Origin of the sequence: [Erwinia] mediterraneensis (assembly GCF_900604315.1) — a bacterium.
Taxonomy (GTDB): domain Bacteria; phylum Pseudomonadota; class Gammaproteobacteria; order Enterobacterales; family Enterobacteriaceae; genus Pantoea; species Pantoea mediterraneensis_A.
Genome location: NZ_LR026978.1, coordinates 2,000,039 through 2,021,639, shown reverse-complemented (window position 1 = coordinate 2,021,639; position 21,601 = coordinate 2,000,039). Strand labels below are relative to the sequence as shown.

Sequence of the window (21,601 nt, the reverse complement as noted above, 5' to 3'; positions counted from 1 at the left end):
TCTTATTCCCTCTCCTCCGGGAGAGGGAGCTATTCCGCCACCCGCTATTCCCGTCGCCAGACGATTTTCTTGCCAAAGCCGAGCGCATTATCGGTCATTTTTAGCTCATCCAGCACGATTTCCCAGACAGGCGCAGCAAGCTTACGCGCCACCGGGAAGCGTTTCTGGTAAGCGCTACGCGCCTGCTGTTCAGCTTCCCCGCTGAGACGCTGAATGCGGCCACGGTATTGCACGCCTTTAATCAGCAACACCGTTTTGGGCTGGCCATTGATGGTGCCCGCCACCTGCGGGTTAGCCTGCATCAGACTGCCGTGACGCGTTTCCGGCTCCGTCATCAGCCAGAAGGCCATGCGGGGGGCATCAAGCAGGTAAAAACAGTTCGCGCTCCAGATCTCCTGCGCGCTGTGACAGCTCAGTGACAGCACATGCTGTTTTTTCAGATAACGAATCAGATGGGGCAGATCGGACACCATGTTACTCCATGCAGGCAATATCAACCGGGCTGCCAGATAGCCGTCGCGCCTGATCCACGCTACACTCCCGGCAAAAAGATTAAGGGGTTGGTTATGAGTCAGAGCTGGCAGCTCTATATTGTGCGCACCGCCAGCGGCGTACTGTACACCGGCATCACTACCGATGTACCACGACGCGTCGCGCAACACCAGAGCGGTACCGGCGCACGCGCATTACGGGGAAAAGGGCCGCTGACCCTGGTGTTTCATTGTGAGGCGGGCGATCGCGCCAACGCGTCACGTCTGGAGTACCAGGTCAAACAACTCAGTCGTCAGCAGAAGCTGCTTCTGGTTGAGAAACAGCCCCCTTGCGTAGCGGAATGGCTCAGACAAAGCGACTGAAAGGCGCGGAATAGACCACCTCACCTTCCACATCGTTAACTGCACCATCGGCCAGTTTATAGATTTGAAACGCGGCTTCGGCATCCGGCCAGCGACAGCGTAAACCATAGCGCGCCGCCGGTTCAAACCCCAAAGGCTGATAACAGGCAGGATCGCCCAGCACCACCACCGCACTGTAACCAAACTCATTCAGCGCATCGAGACCTTCATAGACCAGCTGCTTGCCGATCCCCTGTCCGCGTACGCTCTCATCCACTGCCAGTGGCGCCAGGGCAACCCAGCCGCGATCTTCACCCTGCACGCTGACCGGACTGAACGCGGCATAGCCTAATACCTGGCCTTCATCGTCAGTGGCTACCATTCCCAGCGTTAACAGACCATCTTCTCGCAGCTGATGTATCAGTTCCGCTTCAGCTGCGGTTGCAAAGCATCGGTGTAACAGGCTATTGATGCTGGCTGCATCTACGCCAATTTCCGTACGAATCAACATGAGACACCTGCGCGCGCCTGTACAGTCGTCGCGTCCTGTTTCGTTCCCGTCCTGCCCGCTGCAGCCAGTGGCTGCACGTCCGTGCCTGACAGTATTAGCCTGGCGTCGGTATAAATGACGTTCATCGGTTTTTCACCTCCAGTCCCGTATCGCCTTGTGTTGCTTGTTGACGATGAAAAAACAGCCTGTTGCTTCCGTTTGTGGTGCAGACAGGCACTGTGCCGGTCATGCCCGGCAGGCAGAAACTGACCAGCCTGTTCCGTAATGCCTTCAGAGACCCACGCTCTGGCGCGTTGCTTCCGGTTACGCCAGGGAACCCCCTGATACCGAGGCGACACCCTTGCAGAAAGTCTAACTCACCTGCAGCTAAAACAGGGCAAAATTGCCAGATTAAGAGTTGTTGCAGGCCATCTTTCTTTTTAATACCAGACGCGAGGTGTAAAGATAACCCCAGAATTCTACCGTCTTTTAACCGCCAGGTCGCCCGTCAGGGGTCTGACACTCACGGCTACCCCGGCAAAAATTTTCACTTATATTGCCACATCCGCGCGTCAGCACCTTTGATGAAATCAATAAACGCGCTTTTGTGACCAGGGAAACAGCGCGCAGCAGCAGGCTTTTGACGCGCACCTCCAGGCCCGGCGTTCCTGTTACGCCTGTCACCAGGGCACATAAAGGCTGGCTGGTTCCGCCTGCATGCCAGCCATCTCAGGCAGAGCCGGGGCAGTATGCCGCCGGAAGGCACAATCAGGCTATATTCCCTCCGCCTTTAGCAGTTTTAATATGCGGAATGATGCGTAATACTGATAGTGCAGGAGGAAAGTGTTCACCTGTGCCATTTATTTACTGGAGTGCCCATGTCTGAAAACAACAATGTTCGCCTCTCCGTACTGGATTTGTCCCCGGTCCCACAAGGTTCTTCGCCGCGCGATGCGTTTCATAACTCGCTGGCATTGGCGCGTCAGGCTGAAACCCTGGGCTTTCACCGCTACTGGCTGGCTGAGCATCACAACATGACCGGCATTGCCAGCGCGGCGACTTCGGTGCTGATTAGCTACCTGGCAGCGAACACGCAAACCCTGCGTCTTGGCTCCGGCGGCATTATGCTGCCGAACCATGCACCGCTGGTAATTGCCGAGCAGTTTGGTACGCTGGAATCCCTCTATCCAGGCCGTATTGACCTTGGCCTTGGCCGTGCGCCCGGTTCCGATCAGCGCACCATGATGGCGCTACGCCGTCATCTCTCCAGTGCCCAGGCGGACAGCTTCCCGGAAGATGTCGCCGAGTTGATTAACTGGTTTGATGCTGCGGAAGGGGAACATCCGCCGGTTCAGCCGGTGCCGGGACTGGGATTAAAGATCCCCGTCTGGTTGCTGGGCTCGAGCCTCTACAGCGCCCAGCTGGCAGCCAAAATGGGCCTGCCGTTCGCCTTTGCCTCCCACTTTGCGCCCGACCTGCTGTTCCAGGCGCTGCATCTTTATCGAGAGCAGTTCCAGCCCTCGGCGCGCCTCGACAAGCCTTATGCCATGGTTTGCATTAACGTAGTGGCGGCTGACAGCGAACGCGACGCCCGTTTCCTGTTCACGTCTATGCAGCAGCAGTTTATTAACTTGCGTCGCGGCAAACCTGGCCCGCTGCCTGCACCAGTGGAAAATATGGATAATCTCTGGTCGCCTTCAGAGCAGTACGGCGTCCAGCAGGCGCTGAGCATGTCAGTGGTCGGAGACAAAGATAAGGTGCGCCATGGTCTGGCGAGCATTATGCGTGAAACGCAGGCAGATGAAATCATGGTTAACGGTCAGATTTATGATCGTGATGCACGTCTGCACTCCTTTGCCCTGGCGATGGAAGCGGCACGCAGCCTCTGAGGCTGTCACTCACAGGCATAAAAAAAGGAGACCCGGAGGTCTCCTTTTTTATCTGCGTTGTTCGGGACGCTGCGCATCCCGGTTCAGCCATCAGATATCGCGACGACGTGGTGCTGCTGCGCCTGCATCGTCACGACGCGGGCCGCGGTTGCCATCACGGCTGAAACCGCCACGACCGCCTTCACGACGCTCTGAGAAACGGCGTCCGCCTTCACGATTACCCTCACGACCACCGCCACGACGCTCGCCGCCGAAGTCACGGCCACCGCCACGACGTTCGCTACGCTCACGCGGCTGCGCATCGCCCAACAGCTGCATATTCATCGGTTTGTTGAGAATACGCGTGCGGGTAAAGTGTTGCAGGATGTCACCCGGCATACCTTTCGGCAGTTCGATAGTGGAGTGCGAATCAAACAGCTTGATGTTACCGATGTAACGGCTGCTGATATCGCCTTCGTTAGCGATAGCACCCACAATGTGACGCACTTCTACGCCATCATCACGGCCCACTTCGATACGGTACAGCTCCATTTCGCCAACGTCACGACGTTCACGACGCGGGCGGTCACCATCACGGCTGTCACGGCCCGGACGACGCTCATCACGCTCGCGGAACTCACGACGCTGCGGACGCGGTGCATCCGGCGGCAGAATCAGCGGACGTTCACCCTGGGCCATTTTCAGCAGTGCTGCGGCCAGCGTTTCCATATCCAGCTCTTCCTGCGGAGCAAGTTGCGCCAGCAGCGCACGATACTGATCCAGATCGCTGCTTTCCAGCTGCTGCTGCACTTTCGCGGCGAATTTTTCCAGACGGCGTTTGCCCAGCAGTTCTGCATTCGGCAGTTCTACTTCCGGAATGGTCAGTTTCATGGTGCGTTCGATGTTGCGCAGCAGACGACGCTCACGGTTCTCAACGAACAGCAGCGCACGACCAGCACGGCCCGCACGACCGGTACGACCGATACGGTGAACGTATGATTCAGAATCCATCGGGATATCGTAGTTCACCACCAGGCTGATACGCTCAACGTCCAGACCACGCGCCGCTACGTCGGTCGCGATCAGGATATCAAGACGACCATCTTTCAGGCGTTCCAGCGTCTGCTCACGCAGTGCCTGGTTCATATCACCGTTCAGCGCTGCACTGTTATAGCCGTTACGTTCCAGCACTTCAGCCACTTCCAGCGTCGCGTTTTTGGTACGAACGAAGATAATCGCCGCATCAAAATCTTCCGCTTCAATGAAGCGTACCAGCGCGTCAGACTTACGACCATACACGGTCCAGTATGACTGGCTGATGTCCGGACGTGTGGTCACGCTGGACTGGATGCGCACTTCCTGCGGCTCTTTCATAAAGCGACGGGTAATGCGACGGATCGCTTCCGGCATGGTGGCAGAGAACAGAGCAGTCTGATGACCTTCCGGGATCTGCGCCATGATGGTTTCGACATCTTCAATAAAGCCCATACGCAGCATTTCATCCGCTTCGTCGAGCACCAGGCCACGCAGGTTGGAGAGGTCGAGTGTACCGCGTTTCAGGTGGTCGAGCAGACGACCCGGAGTGCCCACCACAATTTGCGGGCCCTGACGCAGCGCGCGCAGCTGGACGTCATAACGCTGACCGCCATACAGGGCCAGCACGTTCACGCCGCGCATATGTTTAGAGAAATCGTTACAGGCTTCCGCCACCTGAACCGCCAGTTCGCGGGTCGGTGCCAGCACCAGAATCTGCGGTGCTTTCAGTGACGGGTCGATGTTGTTTAACAGGGGCAAAGCAAATGCCGCTGTTTTGCCACTACCAGTCTGTGCCATACCCAGAACGTCACGCCCTTCCAGCAGATGTGGAATACAGGCAGCCTGAATCGGCGATGGCTTCTCATAGCCCATGTCGTTCAGTGCAGACAGAATGGATTCGTTAAGGCCCAGATCAGAAAAAGTGGTTTGGATATCAGTCATGTAGTACACGTGCCTCTTAGATTGCGGCGGCCAGTCTACATAACTCGACATGAAAATCTTCAATCATTTTCATCGAAAAGTGTGAACCGGCTCAAATTAGAAGTTTCGACGAACAGAAAGGCCCTCATCCCGGAAGATGATGACTTGACCGGTACTTTGGGCAATAAAAGTTCGTCAGCTATTGCTGGTCGGATTCTGATAAATCGTCTTGTGCCTGGCCGAGTTGCGCCAGTTCCAACAATGCGTATCGGTGTTCAACAAAGTTGTTTACATTGTTGGCCACCGCCAGTTTGAACAACGCTTTCGCGTCGTCCTTCTCCCCCAGACTTAGGTAGTACTTACCTAAATAGAAGTTGGTTTCACTGAGATGTTCAGCGAGCGAGGTGTTATCCGTTGTTTCCGCCTTGAGACGTTCCATCAACGTTTTTTCGCTGATGTCGCCCAGGTAGAACTCGACAATATTCCATCCCCATTGATCTCTCACCGCCTTGTCATAACGCTGTTTCAGCGCCACTTCTGCCTTATCGGCATCCATCTCGCGTTCAGCGATATAGAGCCACAGGCTACGGAAAGGATCGTTAGGATCGTCTTGATAAAACGCCAGCAGATCATCTTGCGCTAACTTGTATCGACCGCCGTAATAGAGGGCGATACCACGGTTTAAATGCGCATAGTTGTAAGTTGGATCAAGCTCAAGTACAGAATCAAACGCTTCATAGGCGGCATCAAAATTGCCCGCCTGCGTTAAGTATATACCAAGATAGTTAAATACCTCTGGCATATCGGGTCTGACAGAGAGCGCTTGTGAAAAATCATTTCGCGCCAGTGCTCTCAGACCAAGACTATCATACAACACTCCGCGCTCATATAATAGCTGTGCGCGTTCATCATCGGTCAGGGCGTGACTGGCAAGTATTTGTTCCATGCGCGCCAGAATCACTTCCTGCTGCAGTGTGGGCTGCAAAGGTACTGCCAGAACTTCGTTCTTACGCCAATTGGAGTTGCTGCATCCTGCCAGCGTCAAAGCTGTTGCAACAAAACACCAGCGCAAAAAAGGCTTCATTTCCCACTCCCGAATACAAACATTGGGATGAACATCCTCTCATCCGCCTGCTGTGCACAAGGATTCCTGCCCTCGCGATGACACAAACGCCTCTCCCCGTCAGGCAGGGAGAGGCCAATCAGCTGTTTACTCGGCGTCAGGTGCAGTCACTGCAGCAGTTTCTTCTGCCTGCGGTTTCTGCTCTGTTGCTTCTTTGATGCTAAGACGTACACGGCCCTGACGGTCAACTTCCATCACCTTAACCGGTACTTCCTGGCCCATCTGCAGATAGTCAGTGACTTTCTCTACACGCTTGTCAGCGATTTGAGAAATATGCACCAGACCTTCTTTACCGCCGCCAATCGCAACAAAGGCACCGAAATCAACGATGCGGGTCACTTTACCGTTGTAAATACGTCCCACTTCGATTTCAGCGGTGATCTCTTCGATACGACGAATCGCTTCTTTCGCTTTCAGACCATCAGTCGCCGCGATTTTCACGGTGCCATCATCTTCGATTTCGATCGTTGTGCCGGTCTCTTCGGTCAGCGCACGGATAACCGAGCCGCCTTTACCGATCACGTCTTTGATCTTATCGGCGTTGATTTTAATGGTATAGATGCGCGGCGCGAACTCAGAAATTTCGCCACGCGGCGTACTGATCGCTTGCTCCATCACGCCCAGGATGTGCAGACGGGCACCTTTCGCCTGATTCAGCGCAACCTGCATGATTTCACGCGTGATACCTTCGATTTTGATATCCATCTGCAGCGCGGTTACGCCATCACGACTACCCGCCACTTTGAAATCCATATCGCCGAGGTGATCTTCGTCGCCCAGGATGTCAGACAGTACTACAAACTTCTCGTCTTCTTTCACCAGACCCATCGCGATACCGGCAACGGCAGCTTTGATCGGCACACCCGCATCCATCAGCGCCAGTGAAGCACCACATACGGACGCCATTGACGAGGAACCGTTGGATTCGGTGATTTCCGATACCACACGTACGGTGTAAGGGAATTCGTCGCCTCTCGGCATTACTGCCAGCACGCCACGTTTCGCCAGACGACCATGACCGATTTCACGGCGCTTCGGCGAACCGACCATACCGGTTTCACCCACGGAGTACGGAGGGAAGTTGTAGTGGAACAGGAAGTTGTCAGTACGTTCGCCCATCAGCTCGTCCAGACTCTGCGCGTCACGCGCGGTGCCCAGCGTAGCGGTAACCAGCGCCTGCGTTTCACCACGGGTAAACAGCGCTGAACCGTGAGTACGCGGCAGCACGCCAGTACGCACATCCAGACCACGGATCATATCTTTTTCACGACCATCGATACGCGGCTCGCCGTTCAGGATACGGGTACGTACCACTTTCTTTTCCAGGCTGTGTACGATGTCGCCAATTTCCGCTTCATCCAGGGTTTCATCTTCCGCCAGCAGGGCAGCGATGGTTTCGTCTTTAATGACGCCAACCTGGGTGTAACGCTCTTGCTTGTCTGTGATGCGGTAAGCGTCGCTGATGCGCGCTTCAGCCAGCGCAGATACGCGTGCAATCAGCGCATCGTTTGCCGCTTCTGGCTGCCAGTCCCAACGCGGTTTGCCCGCTTCAGCAACCAGCGCATTGATGTTTTCAATCACCACCTGCTGCTGCTCGTGACCGAACACCACGGCGCCCAACATCTGATCTTCAGTCAGGATATCCGCTTCAGATTCCACCATCAGTACCGCATTCTGCGTACCCGCTACCACCAGATCCAGACGTGAAGTTTTGATTTCGTCTGCGGTCGGGTTCAGCACATACTGATCGTTGATATAACCAACGCGTGCCGCACCGATCGGGCCGTTAAACGGAATACCGGAGAGCGACAGGGCAGCAGAAGCACCGATCATCGCGACGATGTCCGGGTTAACCTGCGGGTTAACGGAAACCACAGTAGCGATAACCTGCACTTCGTTAACAAAACCTTCCGGGAACAGCGGACGCACCGGGCGGTCGATCAGACGCGCAATCAGGGTTTCGCCTTCGCTCGGACGACCTTCGCGACGGAAGAAGCTGCCCGGGATACGGCCAGCAGCGTAGGTACGCTCCTGATAGTTAACGGTCAGCGGGAAGAAGTCCTGACCAGCTTTCGCTTTTTTCTGGCCAACAACGGTAACAAATACTGCGGTGTCATCCATGCTGACCATAACAGCTGCAGTGGCCTGGCGTGCCATCATGCCGGTTTCCAGCGTGACGGTATGTTGACCATATTGGAATTTACGTACGATCGGGTTCAGCAAAATTAAAGTCCTTAACTTCTGGCAGGCCATTTTGCGCCTGCTATGGATTACCGATCTTCAGTTGCATCCTCGCGACTAATGACAACCCTTAACCGCCCCTGCGGTAAAGCCTCTCATTAGCCGCGCGAACCTCTGCAAGCGAAGATCACTCTTAGCAACAATACATGAGTTTGGACCGGATTGCTGCGCATTGCCTGAAAAAAGGGGCCATAAAGGCCCCCTTTTCGCGAAACTCGCACAAATCTGATCGCCAGAGGCGTTTTTTTGCATATTGCGTCAACTACGCCCTTGATCAGATTCTTCAGACTTAGCGACGCAGACCCAGGCTCTCGATCAGGCTGGTGTAACGTGCAACGTCTTTACGCTTCAGGTAGTCCAGCAGCTTACGACGCTGGGAGACCATGCGCAGCAGACCGCGACGGCTGTGGTGATCTTTTTTGTGCTCAGAAAAGTGACCCTGCAGGTGATTGATCTGAGCAGTCAGCAGAGCAACCTGAACTTCAGTTGAACCGCTGTCGTTAGCACCACGACCGTATTTGGCAACGATCTCTGCTTTAGCTTCTACGCTTAGAGACATATTAAACTCCAGTAATAAATGAATGTAAGGGTGCCGATCTCTAATTCAGCAACCCGCTTTAAAGCCGCGCTATTCTACTCTTCACCCGTAGGCAACGCAATCCTCGTCGTCCTCGTCATCTTTCACGCGCCAGCGGCGTTGGCTGCTCAGGTTCACCCCGGTCACGTAGTTAATCTACGCTCCCGGGGATTCACCTGCTTGCCGCCTTGCCGGACACGCGAAAGCTTTAGAGGACTCGTCATCCTTCACGCGCCAGCGGCGTTGGCTGCTCAGGTTCACCCCGGTCATGTAGTTAATCTACACTCCCGGGGATTCACCTGCTTGCCGCCTTGCCGGACACGCGAAAGCTTTAGAGGACTCGTCATCCTTCACGCGCCAGCGGCGTTGGCTGCTCAGGTTCACCCCGGTCATGTAGTTAATCTACACTCCCGGGGATTCACCTGCTTGCCGCCTTGCCGGACACGCGAAAGCTTTAGAGGACTCGTCATCCTTCACGCGCCAGCGGCGTTGGCTGCTCAGGTTCACCCCGGTCATGTAGTTAATCTACACTCCCGGGGATTCACCTGCTTGCCGCCTTGCCGGACACGCGAAAGCTTTAGAGGACTCGTCATCCTTCACGCGCCAGCGGCGTTGGCTGCTCAGGTTCACCCCGGTCATGTAGTTAATCTACACTCCCGGGGATTTATCGGCTTGCCGCCTTGCCGGACACGTGAAAGCTTTAGAGGACTCGTCATCCTTCACGCGCCAGCGGCGTTGGCGGCTCAGGTTCACCCCGGTCACGTAGTTAATCTACGCTCCCGGGGATTCACCTGCTTGCCGCCTTGCCGGACACGCGAAAGCTTTAGAGGACTCGTCATCCTTCACGCGCCAGCGGCGTTGGCTGCTCAGGTTCACCCCGGTCATGTAGTTAATCTACACTCCCGGGGATTTATCGGCTTGCCGCCTTGCCGGACACGCGAAAGCTTTAGAGGACTCGTCATCCTTCACGCGCCAGCGGCGTTGGCTGCTCAGGTTCACCCCGGTCACGTAGTTAATCTACGCTCCCGGGAATTCACCTGCTTGCCGCCTTGCCGGACACGCGAAAGCTTTAGAGGACTCGCCATCTTTCACGCGCCAGCGGCGTTGGCGGCTCAGAAATACACACCAGCAGCGCGGGCAACGCAGAACGTTACGGGGAATCAGACAGGATACTCAACCACCAGACGACGCGGCGCGACGCGACCGTCGGCATCGATTTCAGCCATGCCGATGAACTTACGTTCATCGCCTTCGGTAACCCGTACCAGACCTTCCGACGGTACTCCGGCGGCCTGCACCGGCTGACCCTGCTTAAAGTAGACCGCAACTACCGGCAACAGGTTCACTTCAGGAAAGGCCGAGGCCGGGCTGTCCATCGGCAGCAGCAGCGCGTCGAGCTGCTGACGCGCCGCTTCCTCGTCAGGCTCGTTCTGCAGCAGCGTGTTCAGCTGCTCCAGCGTCACCATCTTTCCAGTCGGATAACGCGCCACCTGTAAACGACGCAGCATAATGACATGGGCGCCACAGCCGAGCTTTTCACCCAGGTCATCAATAATGGTACGGATATAAGTACCTTTGGAGCAGTGAATTTCCAGCTCCAGCTCGTTATCCTGCCAGCGGATGAACTGCAACTCATAAACGGTGATGGGGCGCGCCTCACGCGGCACCTCAATCCCCTGACGCGCATATTCGTAAAGCGGACGTCCCTGATGCTTTAACGCTGAAAACATGGAGGGTACCTGCAGCGTATCGCCACGAAAGCTCTCCAGCGCGCGATCCAGATCCGCCTGAGTGAACGTCAGCGGGCGCTCCTGCACCACGCTGCCATCGGCATCCGAAGTATCGGTACGCTGTCCCAGACGTGCAATCACGCGATAGCGCTTATCGGAATCCAGCAGGTAGCGGGAAAACTTGGTCGCTTCGCCAAGACAAACAGGCAGCATACCGGTTGCCAGCGGATCGAGCGCGCCCGTATGTCCCGCTTTGTTCGCGTTATACAGGCGTTTAACTTTTTGCAGGACGTCATTGGAAGAAGCGCCCTGCGGTTTATCCAGCAGCAGCACGCCATGTACATCACGACCACGACGACGAGGACGGCTCATCAATCCTCCTTGTCTTCGTCCGCAGCTTCCGGTCCCCGGCGCTCAGCATCATTTTTGACCACGCTGGAGACGAGGTTAGACATACGCATCCCTTCAATCAGGGAATTGTCGTAGAAGAAGGTCAGTTCCGGCACGATACGCAAACGCATCGCCTTGCCGAGCAAAGTGCGGATATAGCCAGAGGCTTCTTTCAGCGCTTTTAAGCCGTTTTTTACCGCCTCTTCGTCTTTATCGTTGAGGAAGGTCACAAACACTTTGGCATAGGCAAGATCGCGCGACACTTCTACACCGGAAACGGTGACCATCATCCCCAGACGTGGGTCTTTAATCTCACGTTGCAGGATGATAGCGATCTCTTTCTGCAATTCCTGCGCTACGCGCTGCGGGCGGCCAAATTCTTTCGCCATATTCATATCTCCAAAATAATTCGGGAGGCCAGCGGCCTCCCAAATTGCATCACATGCGATGACGATTACTCGATAGTGCGTTTGATTTCAATGATTTCAAACACTTCGATCATGTCGCCGGTACGGACGTCGTTGTAGTTCTTCACGCCGATACCACACTCCATGCCGTTACGCACTTCGTTAACGTCATCCTTAAAGCGACGCAGCGATTCCAGTTCACCTTCATAAATCACTACGTTGTCGCGCAGCACGCGAATCGGATTGTGGCGTTTAACAATACCTTCGGTCACCATACAACCCGCGATGGCGCCAAATTTCGGCGATTTGAACACGTCGCGCACTTCAGCCAGACCGATAATCTGCTGTTTGTACTCCGGTGCCAGCATCCCGCTCATCGCGGCTTTCACTTCGTCGATCAGATTATAGATGACAGAGTAGTAACGCAGATCCAGGCTTTCTGCTTCGATAACGCGACGCGCAGAGGCATCCGCACGGACGTTGAAGCCGAGGATAATCGCGTTGGAGGCTGCAGCCAGCGTCGCATCGGTTTCGGTGATACCCCCCACGCCTGAGCCAACAATCTTCACCTTCACTTCGTCGGTAGAGAGTTTCAGCAGCGAGTCGGAGATCGCTTCTACAGAACCCTGAACGTCCGCTTTCAGCACGATGTTCAGCTCGGAAACTTCGCCTTCGGTCATGTTGGCGAACATGTTTTCCAGTTTCGATTTCTGCTGACGCGCCAGTTTAACTTCGCGGAATTTGCCCTGACGATAAAGGGCGACTTCACGCGCTTTCTTCTCGTCACGAACCACGGTGGCTTCGTCACCGGCTGCCGGCACGCCAGACAGACCCAGAATCTCAACCGGAATAGACGGACCCGCTTCCAGCACTTCATGGCCTAACTCATCACGCATCGCACGCACACGGCCATATTCAAAGCCGCACAGCACGATGTCGCCTTTGTTCAGCGTCCCTTCGCGCACCAGCACGGTAGCAACCGGACCACGACCTTTGTCGAGGAACGATTCAATCACCACGCCGCTGGCCATGCCCTGACGTACTGCGGTGAGTTCCAGCACTTCCGCCTGCAGCAGGATGATTTGCAGCAAGTCGTCGATACCGGTACCCGCTTTCGCCGAGACGTTAACGAACATGTTTTCGCCGCCCCACTCTTCCGGAATAATACCGTACTGGGTCAGTTCGTTTTTCACGCGATCCGGATCGGCTTCTGGCTTATCGATTTTGTTCACCGCTACCACTACCGGTACGCCCGCCGCTTTCGCATGCTGGATCGCTTCGATGGTCTGTGGCATCACGCCGTCGTCCGCTGCAACCACCAGGATAACGATATCCGTCGCCTGCGCACCACGCGCACGCATCGCGGTAAACGCGGCGTGGCCCGGGGTGTCGAGGAAGGTGATCATGCCGTTTTCGGTTTCTACATGGTAAGCACCGATATGCTGGGTAATGCCGCCCGCTTCGCCAGAGGCGATTTTGGTCGAGCGGATGTAGTCCAGCAGCGAGGTTTTACCGTGGTCAACGTGACCCATGATGGTCACGACAGGCGCACGTGATTCCGGGGCTGAGGTACCGCCAGTATCACGGTCGCTCATAACAGATTCTTCCAGCTCGTTTTCGCGGCGCAGGATCACTTTATGACCCATCTCTTCAGCCACCAGCTGTGCGGTTTCCTGATCGATAACCTGGTTGATGGTTGCCATCGCACCCATTTTCATCATCACTTTGATGACCTGGGAGCCTTTTACCGCCATTTTGTTTGCCAGCTCGGCAACGGTAATGGTTTCACCAATCTGCACGTCACGGTTCACTGCCTGCGCTGGCTTGTTAAAGCCCTGCTGCAGTGAACTTGGCTTGCGGTGTTTGCCGCCCTTGCCGCCACGAATTGCCGCACGTGCTTCTTCACGGTCGGTTTTCGCTTCAGAGTGCTTATTGCCTTTTTTCGCCGGGCGGGCCGCTTTCGCGGTACGGGTACGGCCACGACCGCCTTCTACTTCGCGATCGTTTTCATCTTCGGCCTGGCGCGCATGCTGCGAGGTCGTGACGTGATAGTCACTGGTATCTTCTTCGACCGGTTTTTCCCACTCGGCGGCTTTCTCTTCCGCCAGACGACGCGCTTCTTCAGCGACACGGCGTGCGTCTTCTTCCAGCTTGCGACGCGCTTCTTCTTCCGCTTTACGCTTCAGTTCAGCCGCTTCCGCTTCGCGACGGGCTTTCTCGGACTGCGCAGCCTTGGTCATTTCGTCGGTTTGTTGATTGGTCACTTTATCATTTTCCGCTGCTACACGCTTCGCCTTGTCGGCGGCTTCGCGCCTGGCTTTTTCATCGGCTTCACGTTGCGCTTTTTCTTCAGCTTCGCGTCTGGCTTTCTCTTCGGCCTCGCGACGCGCCTTTTCTTCCGCTTCACGCTGCGCCTGCGCTTCTGCTTCCGCCTGAGCCTGCAGCTCTTCGGCATCACCTTTCACATAGGTACGTTTTTTGCGGACTTCGATTTGCACCGATTTACTTTTACCCCCGGTGCCAGGAATATTCAAGGTGCTACGCGTTTTACGCTGCAGCGTTAATTTGCCTGAACCGGCATTACCATGCTCGCGATTCAGGTGAGACAGTAAGGTTTCTTTCTCATGCTGGGTCACAGAGTCGTTTTCAGACTTGCGGATCCCCGCATCAGCAAATTGCTGTACCAGGCGATCAACCGGGGTCTGAATTTCTGCGGCCAGCGATTTTACGGTTACATCTGTCGTCATGCTGTTCCTTCCTGTTATTATGCGTCATCGCCGAACCAGCAAATATTGCGAGCGGCCATAATCAGCGCGCCGGCTTTTTCATCATCAAGCCCTTCAATATCCGTCAGGTCGTCAACACCTTGCTCAGCGAGATCTTCCAGCGTAGCAACGCCTTTCGCTGCAAGGCGGAACGCCAGCGCACGATCCATGCCATCGAGATTCAGAAGATCCTCAGCGGGCTCCTGATTACCACGACTCTCTTCTTTCGCCAGCGCCAGGGTGGTTAACGCATTTTTTGCTCGTTCACGCAGGGCTTCAATCGTCTCTTCGTCGAGGCCTTCAATTTCCAGCAACTCGTTAAGCGGCACATAAGCCAGCTCTTCCAGCGTAGAGAAGCCCTCTTCCACCAGTACGGTGGCAAACTCTTCGTCGATATCGAGGTGTTTGGTGAACATATCGATCGCTGCATGGGCTTCGGCCTGATGTTTAGCCTGCAGATCGTCGACGGTCATCACGTTCAGCTCCCAGCCACTCAGCTGTGAAGCGAGACGCACGTTTTGGCCATTGCGGCCGATCGCCTGAGCCAGATTCCCGGCTTCTACAGCGATATCCATCGTGTGGTTATCTTCATCGACCACAATTGACGCCACGTCGGCCGGGGCCATGGCGTTAATCACAAACTGTGCCGGATTGTCGTCCCACAGCACAATATCAATACGCTCGCCGCCCAGCTCGCTGGAAACCGCCTGAACACGCGCACCACGCATCCCAACGCAGGCACCGACCGGATCGATACGCTTATCATTGGTTTTCACAGCAATTTTAGCGCGAGAACCCGGATCGCGGGCAGCCGCTTTAATCTCAATCACTTCTTCGCCGATTTCCGGCACTTCGATACGGAACAGTTCGATCAGCATTTCTGGTTTTGAACGCGTCACAAACAGCTGCGCGCCTCGGGCTTCCGGGCGGACGGCATAGAGCACGCCGCGAATACGATCGCCTGGGCGGAAGTTTTCACGCGGCAGCATATCTTCGCGCACGATGACCGCTTCAGCATTGTTGCCGAGATCAAGGGTAATATTGTCGCGATTGACCTTCTTCACCACGCCGGTGATGATCTCTCCTTCCTGCTCGCGGAACTGATCAACCACCATCGCACGTTCAGCTTCGCGCACTTTCTGCACGATAACCTGTTTCGCGGTCTGGGTGGTGATGCGGTCAAAGGTGACAGATTCAATCTGATCTTCAACATAATCGCCCAGATTGAGCGCTTCATCTTCATAGCGGGCCGCATCCAGCGTGATCTCGCGCGTCGGCTGCGTCACCTCTTCCACGATCTGCCAGCGACGGAAAGTATCAAAGTCGCCGCTTCTGCGATCGATACTTACGCGTACATCAATTTCTTGCTCATATTTCTTCTTGGTGGCTGTTGCTAAAGCGCTCTCCAGCGCCTCGAAGATTTTTTCGCGCGGCAGGGCTTTTTCGTTAGAAACGGCTTCTACAACAGCTAAGATCTCTTTATTCATCCTGGTTAGCCTCAATCCGGACTTTTAAAAGTGGGGGACCAGGTTCGCTTTCTGAATATTACTCAGCGCGAACACTTCATCATTACCCTCAACGGTCACCGTCACCATTTCGCCTTCCACAGACTTAATGATGCCCTGCCATTTACGGCGGTTCTGAACGGCCATACGCAGCACCAGGCTCACTTCCTCACCGATAAACCGCGCATAATGTTCAGCGGTAAACAGAGGACGATCGAGGCCCGGCGAGGAAACTTCAAGGTTATAAGCCACGGTAATGGGATCTTCCACATCAAATACCGCGCTTACCTGGTGACTAACATCAGCACAATCGTCGACAGTGATACCATCTTCACTATCAATATAGATGCGCAGAGTTGATGTACGACCACGAACGAATTCAACACCGACCAGTTCGTAGCCAAGCGCTTCTACCGGAGCTGATACCAACTCTGTCAATTTTTGCTCTAATGTGGACAAGCCTGCCCCCCCAAGACATAAAAAAAGGGCCTATAGCCCAGTGTTATGATTTGCTGATAACAAAAAACCCCGAAAATTCGGGGCTTTTTATGACTGGACCCTGTACGCCGCATTGCGGCTCGGCACACAATCCAGAAGAATTTTTTTTCAAAATTCACTGAAATGCGCCCGTCGATGCATACAGTATATTTCAAAAAGAACTCTAAGGGAAAGTGGTTGCGGGGGCCGGATTTGAACCGACGACCTTCGGGTTATGAGCCCGACGAGCTACCAGGCTGCTCCACCCCGCGTCCGAAAACGTGGCGAATAATACGCCGAACTTGCAATAAATGCAAGTGATACTGAGATTTGGTACCGAGGACGGGACTTGAACCCGTAAGCCCAATCGGGCACTACCACCTCAAGGTAGCGTGTCTACCAATTCCACCACCTCGGCACTTTACTGACCGCGACCGGTAATGTGTCACGTCGCAAGCATGACGATGTTACTGCGGGATATCGCTGCCCGGCGTTACCGGTTTAGCAGGCTGCGTCTGTTCAGACTGAGCCGGCGCAGAAAGATTTTCCCACTCGCTTCCTTTCGACGCTTTATTGCTGTTCAGATTACCCAGAATCAGGCTGATGATGAAGAACAGCGTCGCCAGCACTGCGGTCATACGAGTCATGAAGTTGCCAGACCCGGTGGAACCGAACAGCGTTGCAGATGCGCCTGCACCGAATGAGGCTCCCATATCAGCGCCTTTACCTTGCTGCAGCATGATCAGACCTACAAGGCCAATTGCCACAATAAGGAAAACTACCAAAAGAGCTTCGTACATAATCAACCTGTTTCCTTGCACGATAATCGCACAGTTAAAGCTTCAACCAGTATCGATGGAGAGTATCGTCATCACCCATCGGAAGCGGGTGTGAATACTAACCAAAGGCGTAACCCTCTGCAAGCGCAATTTTCACCTGCACGATCGATTGCAGAAAAAAGCGCCAGGGCGGTGATTTAACAGGCGGTAAGGAGAAAACGTCCTGCCGCCTGTGTAGTCATTAAACGGCTTTGACCGCATCCGCGATACGATGGGCCAGCGCGGTCACCTGCGCTTCATCCTCCCCTTCTACCATGACGCGAATCAATGGCTCGGTGCCCGATTTACGCAGCAGCACGCGTCCGCGTCCCGCCAGGTCTTTTTCCACCTCGGCAGCCACGGCTCTTACCGCATCGGTTTCCAGCGGATCGGAAGCGCCGCTGAAGCGCACGTTCACCAGCACCTGCGGCAGCAGTTTCATGCCGCTGCAGAGATCGTGCAGACTCATATGATTACGCACCATCGCAGTAAGTACTTGCAAACCTGCCACAATGCCATCGCCCGTGGTAGTTTTATCCAGCAGAATGACATGACCGGAATTTTCCGCGCCAAGACGCCATTTTTTCTCCTGCATCATCTCCATCACATAGCGGTCGCCTACTTTCGCCCGGGCAAACGGGATCCCCAGCTGTTTCAACGCCAGCTCGAGTCCCATATTACTCATCAGCGTGCCCACTACGCCGCCGCGCAGCTGCCCCTGGCGCAATTGCTCACGGGCAATAATATAGAGAATCTGATCGCCATCGACCTTATTGCCAAGATGATCCACCATCATGATGCGGTCGCCGTCGCCGTCATAAGCGAGGCCAAGATGCGCTTTCTCTTCCAGCACGCGCTCCTGCAGCATTCTCAGGTCGGTGGCGCCGCAGGCTTTGTTAATATTCATGCCGTCAGGCTGGGTGGCGATAGCGATCACCTCAGCGCCCAGTTCACGCAGCACATTCGGTGCGATGTGATAGGTGGCGCCATTGGCGCAGTCCACCACGATCTTCAGCCCGTTCAGGTCCAGCTCGCTGGGAAAGGTGCCTTTGCAAAATTCGATATAGCGACCGGCGGCGTCAACAATACGGGTTGCGCGTCCCAGTTCTGCCGATTCCACACAGGTAATGGGTTTTTCCATCTCCCGTTCAATCGCCTCCTCCACTTCGTCCGGCAGCTTGGTGCCCTCGGTGGAGAAAAATTTAATGCCGTTGTCATCAAACGGGTTATGGGAGGCCGAGATCACGATACCGGCTTCGGCACGGAAAGTTCGCGTCAGATAGGCAATGGCAGGCGTAGGCATCGGGCCGGTAAACGCGGCGGTCAGACCGGCGGCAGCGAGCCCCGCCTCCAGCGCCGATTCCAGCATGTAGCCTGAAATGCGCGTGTCTTTACCGATAATAATTTTTTTCGAGCCGTGACGCGCCAGCACTTTGCCTGCCGCCCAGCCCAGCTTCAGCACAAAGTCAGGGGTGATTGGCGCTTCGCCCACTTTGCCTCGGATGCCATCTGTACCGAAATATTTACGCTTACTCACTTGATTATCCTTTTGCTCTCCGTGTCGCTTCGACAACTCGCATCGCTTCGACCGTTTCTTTTACGTCATGCACGCGAATGATTTGCGCGCCCTGCATAGCTGCGATCACCGCACAGGTCAGGCTGCCGGTTAAGCGTTGTGAAGGACCGACATTCAGCAGCTGCCCAATCATCGATTTACGCGACATCCCCACCAAAAGCGGCAGGCCAAAATGGTGAAAGCTCTCCAGATGGGCCAACAGCGCATAGTTGTGGTTGAGATTCTTACCGAAACCAAAGCCGGGGTCGAGCAGCAGATGCGCTTTTTTGATGCCTGCCGCTTCGCAACGGGCAATTTGCTGAACGAAGTAAGCGTCTACGTCGCTGACCACATCGTCATAGGACGGCGCCTGCTGCATGGTGCGTGGCTCGCCCTGCATATGCATCAGGCACACCGGCAGATCGATCTCCGCTGCTGCCTCCAGCGCGCCGGGCGCCGAGAGCGAGCGAATGTCGTTAATAATGTGAGCGCCCACTCGCGCCGCTTCGCGCATCACTTCCGGTTTCGAAGTATCCACCGAGATCCAGATCTCAAAACGCTGCGCAATCGCCTCCACTACCGGAATCACGCGCGCCAGCTCCTCATCCACGCTGACCTCATCCGCACCAGGACGCGTCGATTCTCCGCCCACGTCGATGATGGTCGCACCGGCATTGACCATCTCATTGGTGTGCGTCAGCGCTTCCACCAGCGACTGATGTTTACCGCCATCCGAGAAGGAGTCCGGCGTGACATTAAGAATGCCCATCACATGGGGATAAGAGAGATCGAGATAGGAATCACGAGCATACAGCTTCATGGCTGGCGTCTCCTTGCAGTAAGTCAGCGAAAAACAGATATAAAAAACCCCGGGCCAGCCGGGGTTTCAGATTAATGCACAGCACGATTTATTTGTCGAACTGCTCAGACATGGTGTTGCCCGGGTTCGGCGTACGCGGCTCATCAACCGGACGTGGCGCCTTCGGCGTACCGCTGTTGTCTGAATTGTTGCTGCTGCCCGGCTCTTCCCAGCCCGCTGGTGGACGAACTTCGCGGCGCGCCATCAGGTCGTCGATTTGCGGGGCATCAATGGTTTCATACTTCATCAGCGCATCTTTCATCGCATGAAGGATGTCCATATTTTCGTTCAGAATACGGCGTGCACGCTGGTAGTTGCTGTCGATCAGATGTTTTACTTCCTGGTCGATAATACGTGCCGTTTCGTCAGACATATGTTTTGCCTTGGCAACGGAGCGTCCGAGGAAGACTTCGCCCTCTTCTTCCGCATACAGCAACGGACCCAGTTTTTCCGAGAAGCCCCACTGCGTCACCATATTGCGCGCCAGGTTAGTGGCCACTTTGATGTCGTTGGAGGCGCCGGTAGAAACGTGTTCCGGACCGTAAATGATCTCTTCCGCCAGACGACCGCCGTACAGCGTAGAGATTTGACTCTCCAGTTTCTGACGGCTGGCGCTGATGGCATCCCCTTCCGGCAGGAAGAAGGTCACACCCAGCGCACGGCCACGCGGAATAATTGTCACTTTATGCACCGGATCGTGTTCCGGCACCAGACGACCAATAATCGCATGACCCGCTTCGTGATAGGCGGTTGACTCTTTCTGCGCTTCCGTCATCACCATGGAGCGACGTTCCGCACCCATCATGATTTTGTCTTTCGCTTTCTCGAACTCAACCATCGAGACCACACGCTTGTTACCACGCGCGGCAAATAGCGCAGCTTCGTTCACCAGGTTAGCCAGATCGGCCCCGGAGAAGCCCGGCGTACCACGGGCGATAATCGCCGCATCGATATCGGTCGCCAGCGGCACACGACGCATATGCACTTTCAGAATTTGCTCACGTCCGCGCACGTCCGGCAGACCTACCACCACCTGACGGTCAAAACGACCTGGACGCAGCAGCGCCGGGTCCAGCACGTCAGGACGGTTAGTGGCCGCGATAACGATAATGCCTTCGTTACCTTCAAAGCCGTCCATCTCTACCAGCATCTGGTTCAGCGTCTGCTCACGTTCATCATGACCACCGCCTAAACCGGCGCCACGCTGACGACCGACCGCATCAATCTCATCGATAAAGATGATACAGGGCGCCGCTTTCTTCGCCTGTTCGAACATGTCACGCACACGGGATGCACCGACACCCACAAACATTTCCACGAAATCAGAACCGGAGATAGTAAAGAATGGCACTTTCGCTTCGCCAGCGATCGCTTTTGCCAGCAGCGTTTTACCGGTACCTGGCGGGCCCACCATCAGCACGCCTTTCGGAATCTTACCGCCCAGTTTCTGGAAACGGCTCGGCTCACGCAGGTATTCAACCAGTTCGCCCACTTCCTCTTTCGCTTCGTCACAGCCCGCGACATCGGCAAAAGTGGTCTTAATCTGGTCTTCGGTCAGCATGCGGGCTTTACTCTTGCCGAAAGACATCGCGCCCTTACCACCGCCGCCCTGCATCTGCCGCATAAAGAAGATCCACACGCCAATTAACAACAGCATCGGGAACCAGGAGATAAAGATAGAAGCCAGCAGGCTCGGCTCTTCCGGCGGTTCGCCGACCACTTTGACGTTTTTAGTCAAAAGGTTATCCAGTAACTTGGGATCGTTGACAGGAATATAGGTCGTGTATTTATTACTGTCTTTTTTGGTAACGTTAATCTCACGCCCATTAATACGTGCCTCGCGGACCTGATCCTGATTCACTTCCGACAGGAAGGTTGAATAATCAACCCTACGGCCATTCGACTCGCTGGGCCCAAAGCTCTGGAATACTGACATCAGCACGACCGCGATGACTAACCAGAGAATCAGGTTTTTCGCCATGTCACTCAAGGGATTAACCTCATATT

18 protein-coding genes and 2 tRNA genes are annotated in these 21,601 nt (G+C 55.1%); 2 read left to right on the top strand and 18 right to left on the bottom strand.

All coding sequences use genetic code 11. The annotated features are described in order from the left end of the window. Window positions 1-44: 44 nt before the first annotated feature. The gene (locus E0E17_RS09395) at window positions 45-470 is read right to left on the bottom strand and encodes a YhbP family protein (protein WP_130835503.1); all 426 of its coding nucleotides are present in this window, start codon (window positions 468-470) and stop codon (window positions 45-47) included. Window positions 471-566: 96 nt separating this feature from the next. Between E0E17_RS09395 and E0E17_RS09390 the strand changes: the two genes are divergently transcribed. Next, window positions 567-854, top strand: coding sequence for a GIY-YIG nuclease family protein (locus tag E0E17_RS09390; RefSeq protein ID WP_207302050.1), 288 nt, complete (start codon window positions 567-569; stop codon window positions 852-854). Here E0E17_RS09390 and E0E17_RS09385 read toward each other — a convergent pair. Then, window positions 838-1,344 carry a GNAT family N-acetyltransferase gene (locus E0E17_RS09385; RefSeq protein ID WP_130833711.1) on the bottom strand — a complete coding sequence of 169 codons (507 nt, stop codon included), beginning with the start codon at window positions 1,342-1,344 and terminating at the stop codon, window positions 838-840. The two genes, E0E17_RS09390 and E0E17_RS09385, sit on opposite strands and share 17 nt — an antisense overlap. A gap of 857 nt (window positions 1,345-2,201) precedes the next feature. On the opposite strand from E0E17_RS09385, the gene E0E17_RS09380 reads away from it, so the two are divergent. Next, entirely contained in the window at window positions 2,202-3,212 is a 1,011-nt protein-coding gene (locus E0E17_RS09380; protein WP_130833709.1) for a luciferase-like monooxygenase, read from the top strand. A gap of 90 nt (window positions 3,213-3,302) precedes the next feature. Here E0E17_RS09380 and E0E17_RS09375 read toward each other — a convergent pair whose 3' ends face one another. The 16 genes from E0E17_RS09375 to ftsH form a co-directional block, all read right to left on the bottom strand. Beyond that, window positions 3,303-5,168 carry a DEAD/DEAH family ATP-dependent RNA helicase gene (locus tag E0E17_RS09375; RefSeq protein WP_130833706.1) on the bottom strand — a complete coding sequence of 622 codons (1,866 nt, stop codon included), beginning with the start codon at window positions 5,166-5,168 and terminating at the stop codon, window positions 3,303-3,305. 16 nt (window positions 5,169-5,184) lie between these two features. After that, complete coding sequence (yrbN, locus tag E0E17_RS20670; protein WP_500812374.1) at window positions 5,185-5,241, bottom strand: protein YrbN; 57 nt, start codon at window positions 5,239-5,241, stop codon at window positions 5,185-5,187. Between the two features lie 105 nt (window positions 5,242-5,346). Then, window positions 5,347-6,231, bottom strand: a complete 885-nt coding sequence (gene nlpI, locus E0E17_RS09370) for a lipoprotein NlpI (RefSeq protein ID WP_130833704.1) — start codon at window positions 6,229-6,231, stop codon at window positions 5,347-5,349. A 126-nt stretch (window positions 6,232-6,357) separates the two neighbouring features. Continuing rightward, window positions 6,358-8,493 carry a polyribonucleotide nucleotidyltransferase gene (pnp, locus tag E0E17_RS09365; protein WP_130833702.1) on the bottom strand — a complete coding sequence of 712 codons (2,136 nt, stop codon included), beginning with the start codon at window positions 8,491-8,493 and terminating at the stop codon, window positions 6,358-6,360. A gap of 307 nt (window positions 8,494-8,800) precedes the next feature. Beyond that, window positions 8,801-9,070, bottom strand: coding sequence for a 30S ribosomal protein S15 (gene rpsO, locus E0E17_RS09360; RefSeq protein WP_010615981.1), 270 nt, complete (start codon window positions 9,068-9,070; stop codon window positions 8,801-8,803). 1,178 nt (window positions 9,071-10,248) lie between these two features. Continuing rightward, window positions 10,249-11,190, bottom strand: coding sequence for a tRNA pseudouridine(55) synthase TruB (truB, locus tag E0E17_RS09355; RefSeq protein WP_130833700.1), 942 nt, complete (start codon window positions 11,188-11,190; stop codon window positions 10,249-10,251). Then, on the bottom strand, window positions 11,190-11,597 hold the full coding sequence (gene rbfA, locus E0E17_RS09350) for a 30S ribosome-binding factor RbfA (protein WP_130833698.1): 408 nt from the start codon (window positions 11,595-11,597) through the stop codon (window positions 11,190-11,192). Before rbfA ends, truB begins: the two co-directional genes overlap by 1 nt. Before the next feature lie 65 nt (window positions 11,598-11,662). Continuing rightward, complete coding sequence (gene infB, locus E0E17_RS09345; protein ID WP_130833696.1) at window positions 11,663-14,362, bottom strand: translation initiation factor IF-2; 2,700 nt, start codon at window positions 14,360-14,362, stop codon at window positions 11,663-11,665. Between the two features lie 17 nt (window positions 14,363-14,379). Continuing rightward, window positions 14,380-15,867: a transcription termination factor NusA gene (nusA, locus tag E0E17_RS09340; protein WP_130833694.1), complete on the bottom strand. Its 1,488-nt coding sequence runs from the start codon at window positions 15,865-15,867 to the stop codon at window positions 14,380-14,382. A gap of 24 nt (window positions 15,868-15,891) precedes the next feature. Beyond that, window positions 15,892-16,344: a ribosome maturation factor RimP gene (gene rimP / locus E0E17_RS09335; RefSeq protein WP_130833692.1), complete on the bottom strand. Its 453-nt coding sequence runs from the start codon at window positions 16,342-16,344 to the stop codon at window positions 15,892-15,894. A gap of 213 nt (window positions 16,345-16,557) precedes the next feature. Continuing rightward, a tRNA-Met gene (locus E0E17_RS09330) sits at window positions 16,558-16,634 on the bottom strand. 59 nt (window positions 16,635-16,693) lie between these two features. Beyond that, a tRNA-Leu gene (locus tag E0E17_RS09325) sits at window positions 16,694-16,780 on the bottom strand. A 49-nt stretch (window positions 16,781-16,829) separates the two neighbouring features. Then, complete coding sequence (gene secG, locus E0E17_RS09320; RefSeq protein WP_130833690.1) at window positions 16,830-17,162, bottom strand: preprotein translocase subunit SecG; 333 nt, start codon at window positions 17,160-17,162, stop codon at window positions 16,830-16,832. A gap of 220 nt (window positions 17,163-17,382) precedes the next feature. Next, complete coding sequence (gene glmM, locus E0E17_RS09315; protein ID WP_130833688.1) at window positions 17,383-18,717, bottom strand: phosphoglucosamine mutase; 1,335 nt, start codon at window positions 18,715-18,717, stop codon at window positions 17,383-17,385. A 4-nt stretch (window positions 18,718-18,721) separates the two neighbouring features. Next, on the bottom strand, window positions 18,722-19,555 hold the full coding sequence (gene folP / locus E0E17_RS09310) for a dihydropteroate synthase (RefSeq protein WP_130833686.1): 834 nt from the start codon (window positions 19,553-19,555) through the stop codon (window positions 18,722-18,724). Between the two features lie 88 nt (window positions 19,556-19,643). Beyond that, window positions 19,644-21,575 (bottom strand): ATP-dependent zinc metalloprotease FtsH, encoded by a 1,932-nt coding sequence (gene ftsH, locus E0E17_RS09305; RefSeq protein WP_130833684.1) that lies wholly within the window; start codon window positions 21,573-21,575, stop codon window positions 19,644-19,646. Window positions 21,576-21,601 lie beyond the last annotated feature (26 nt).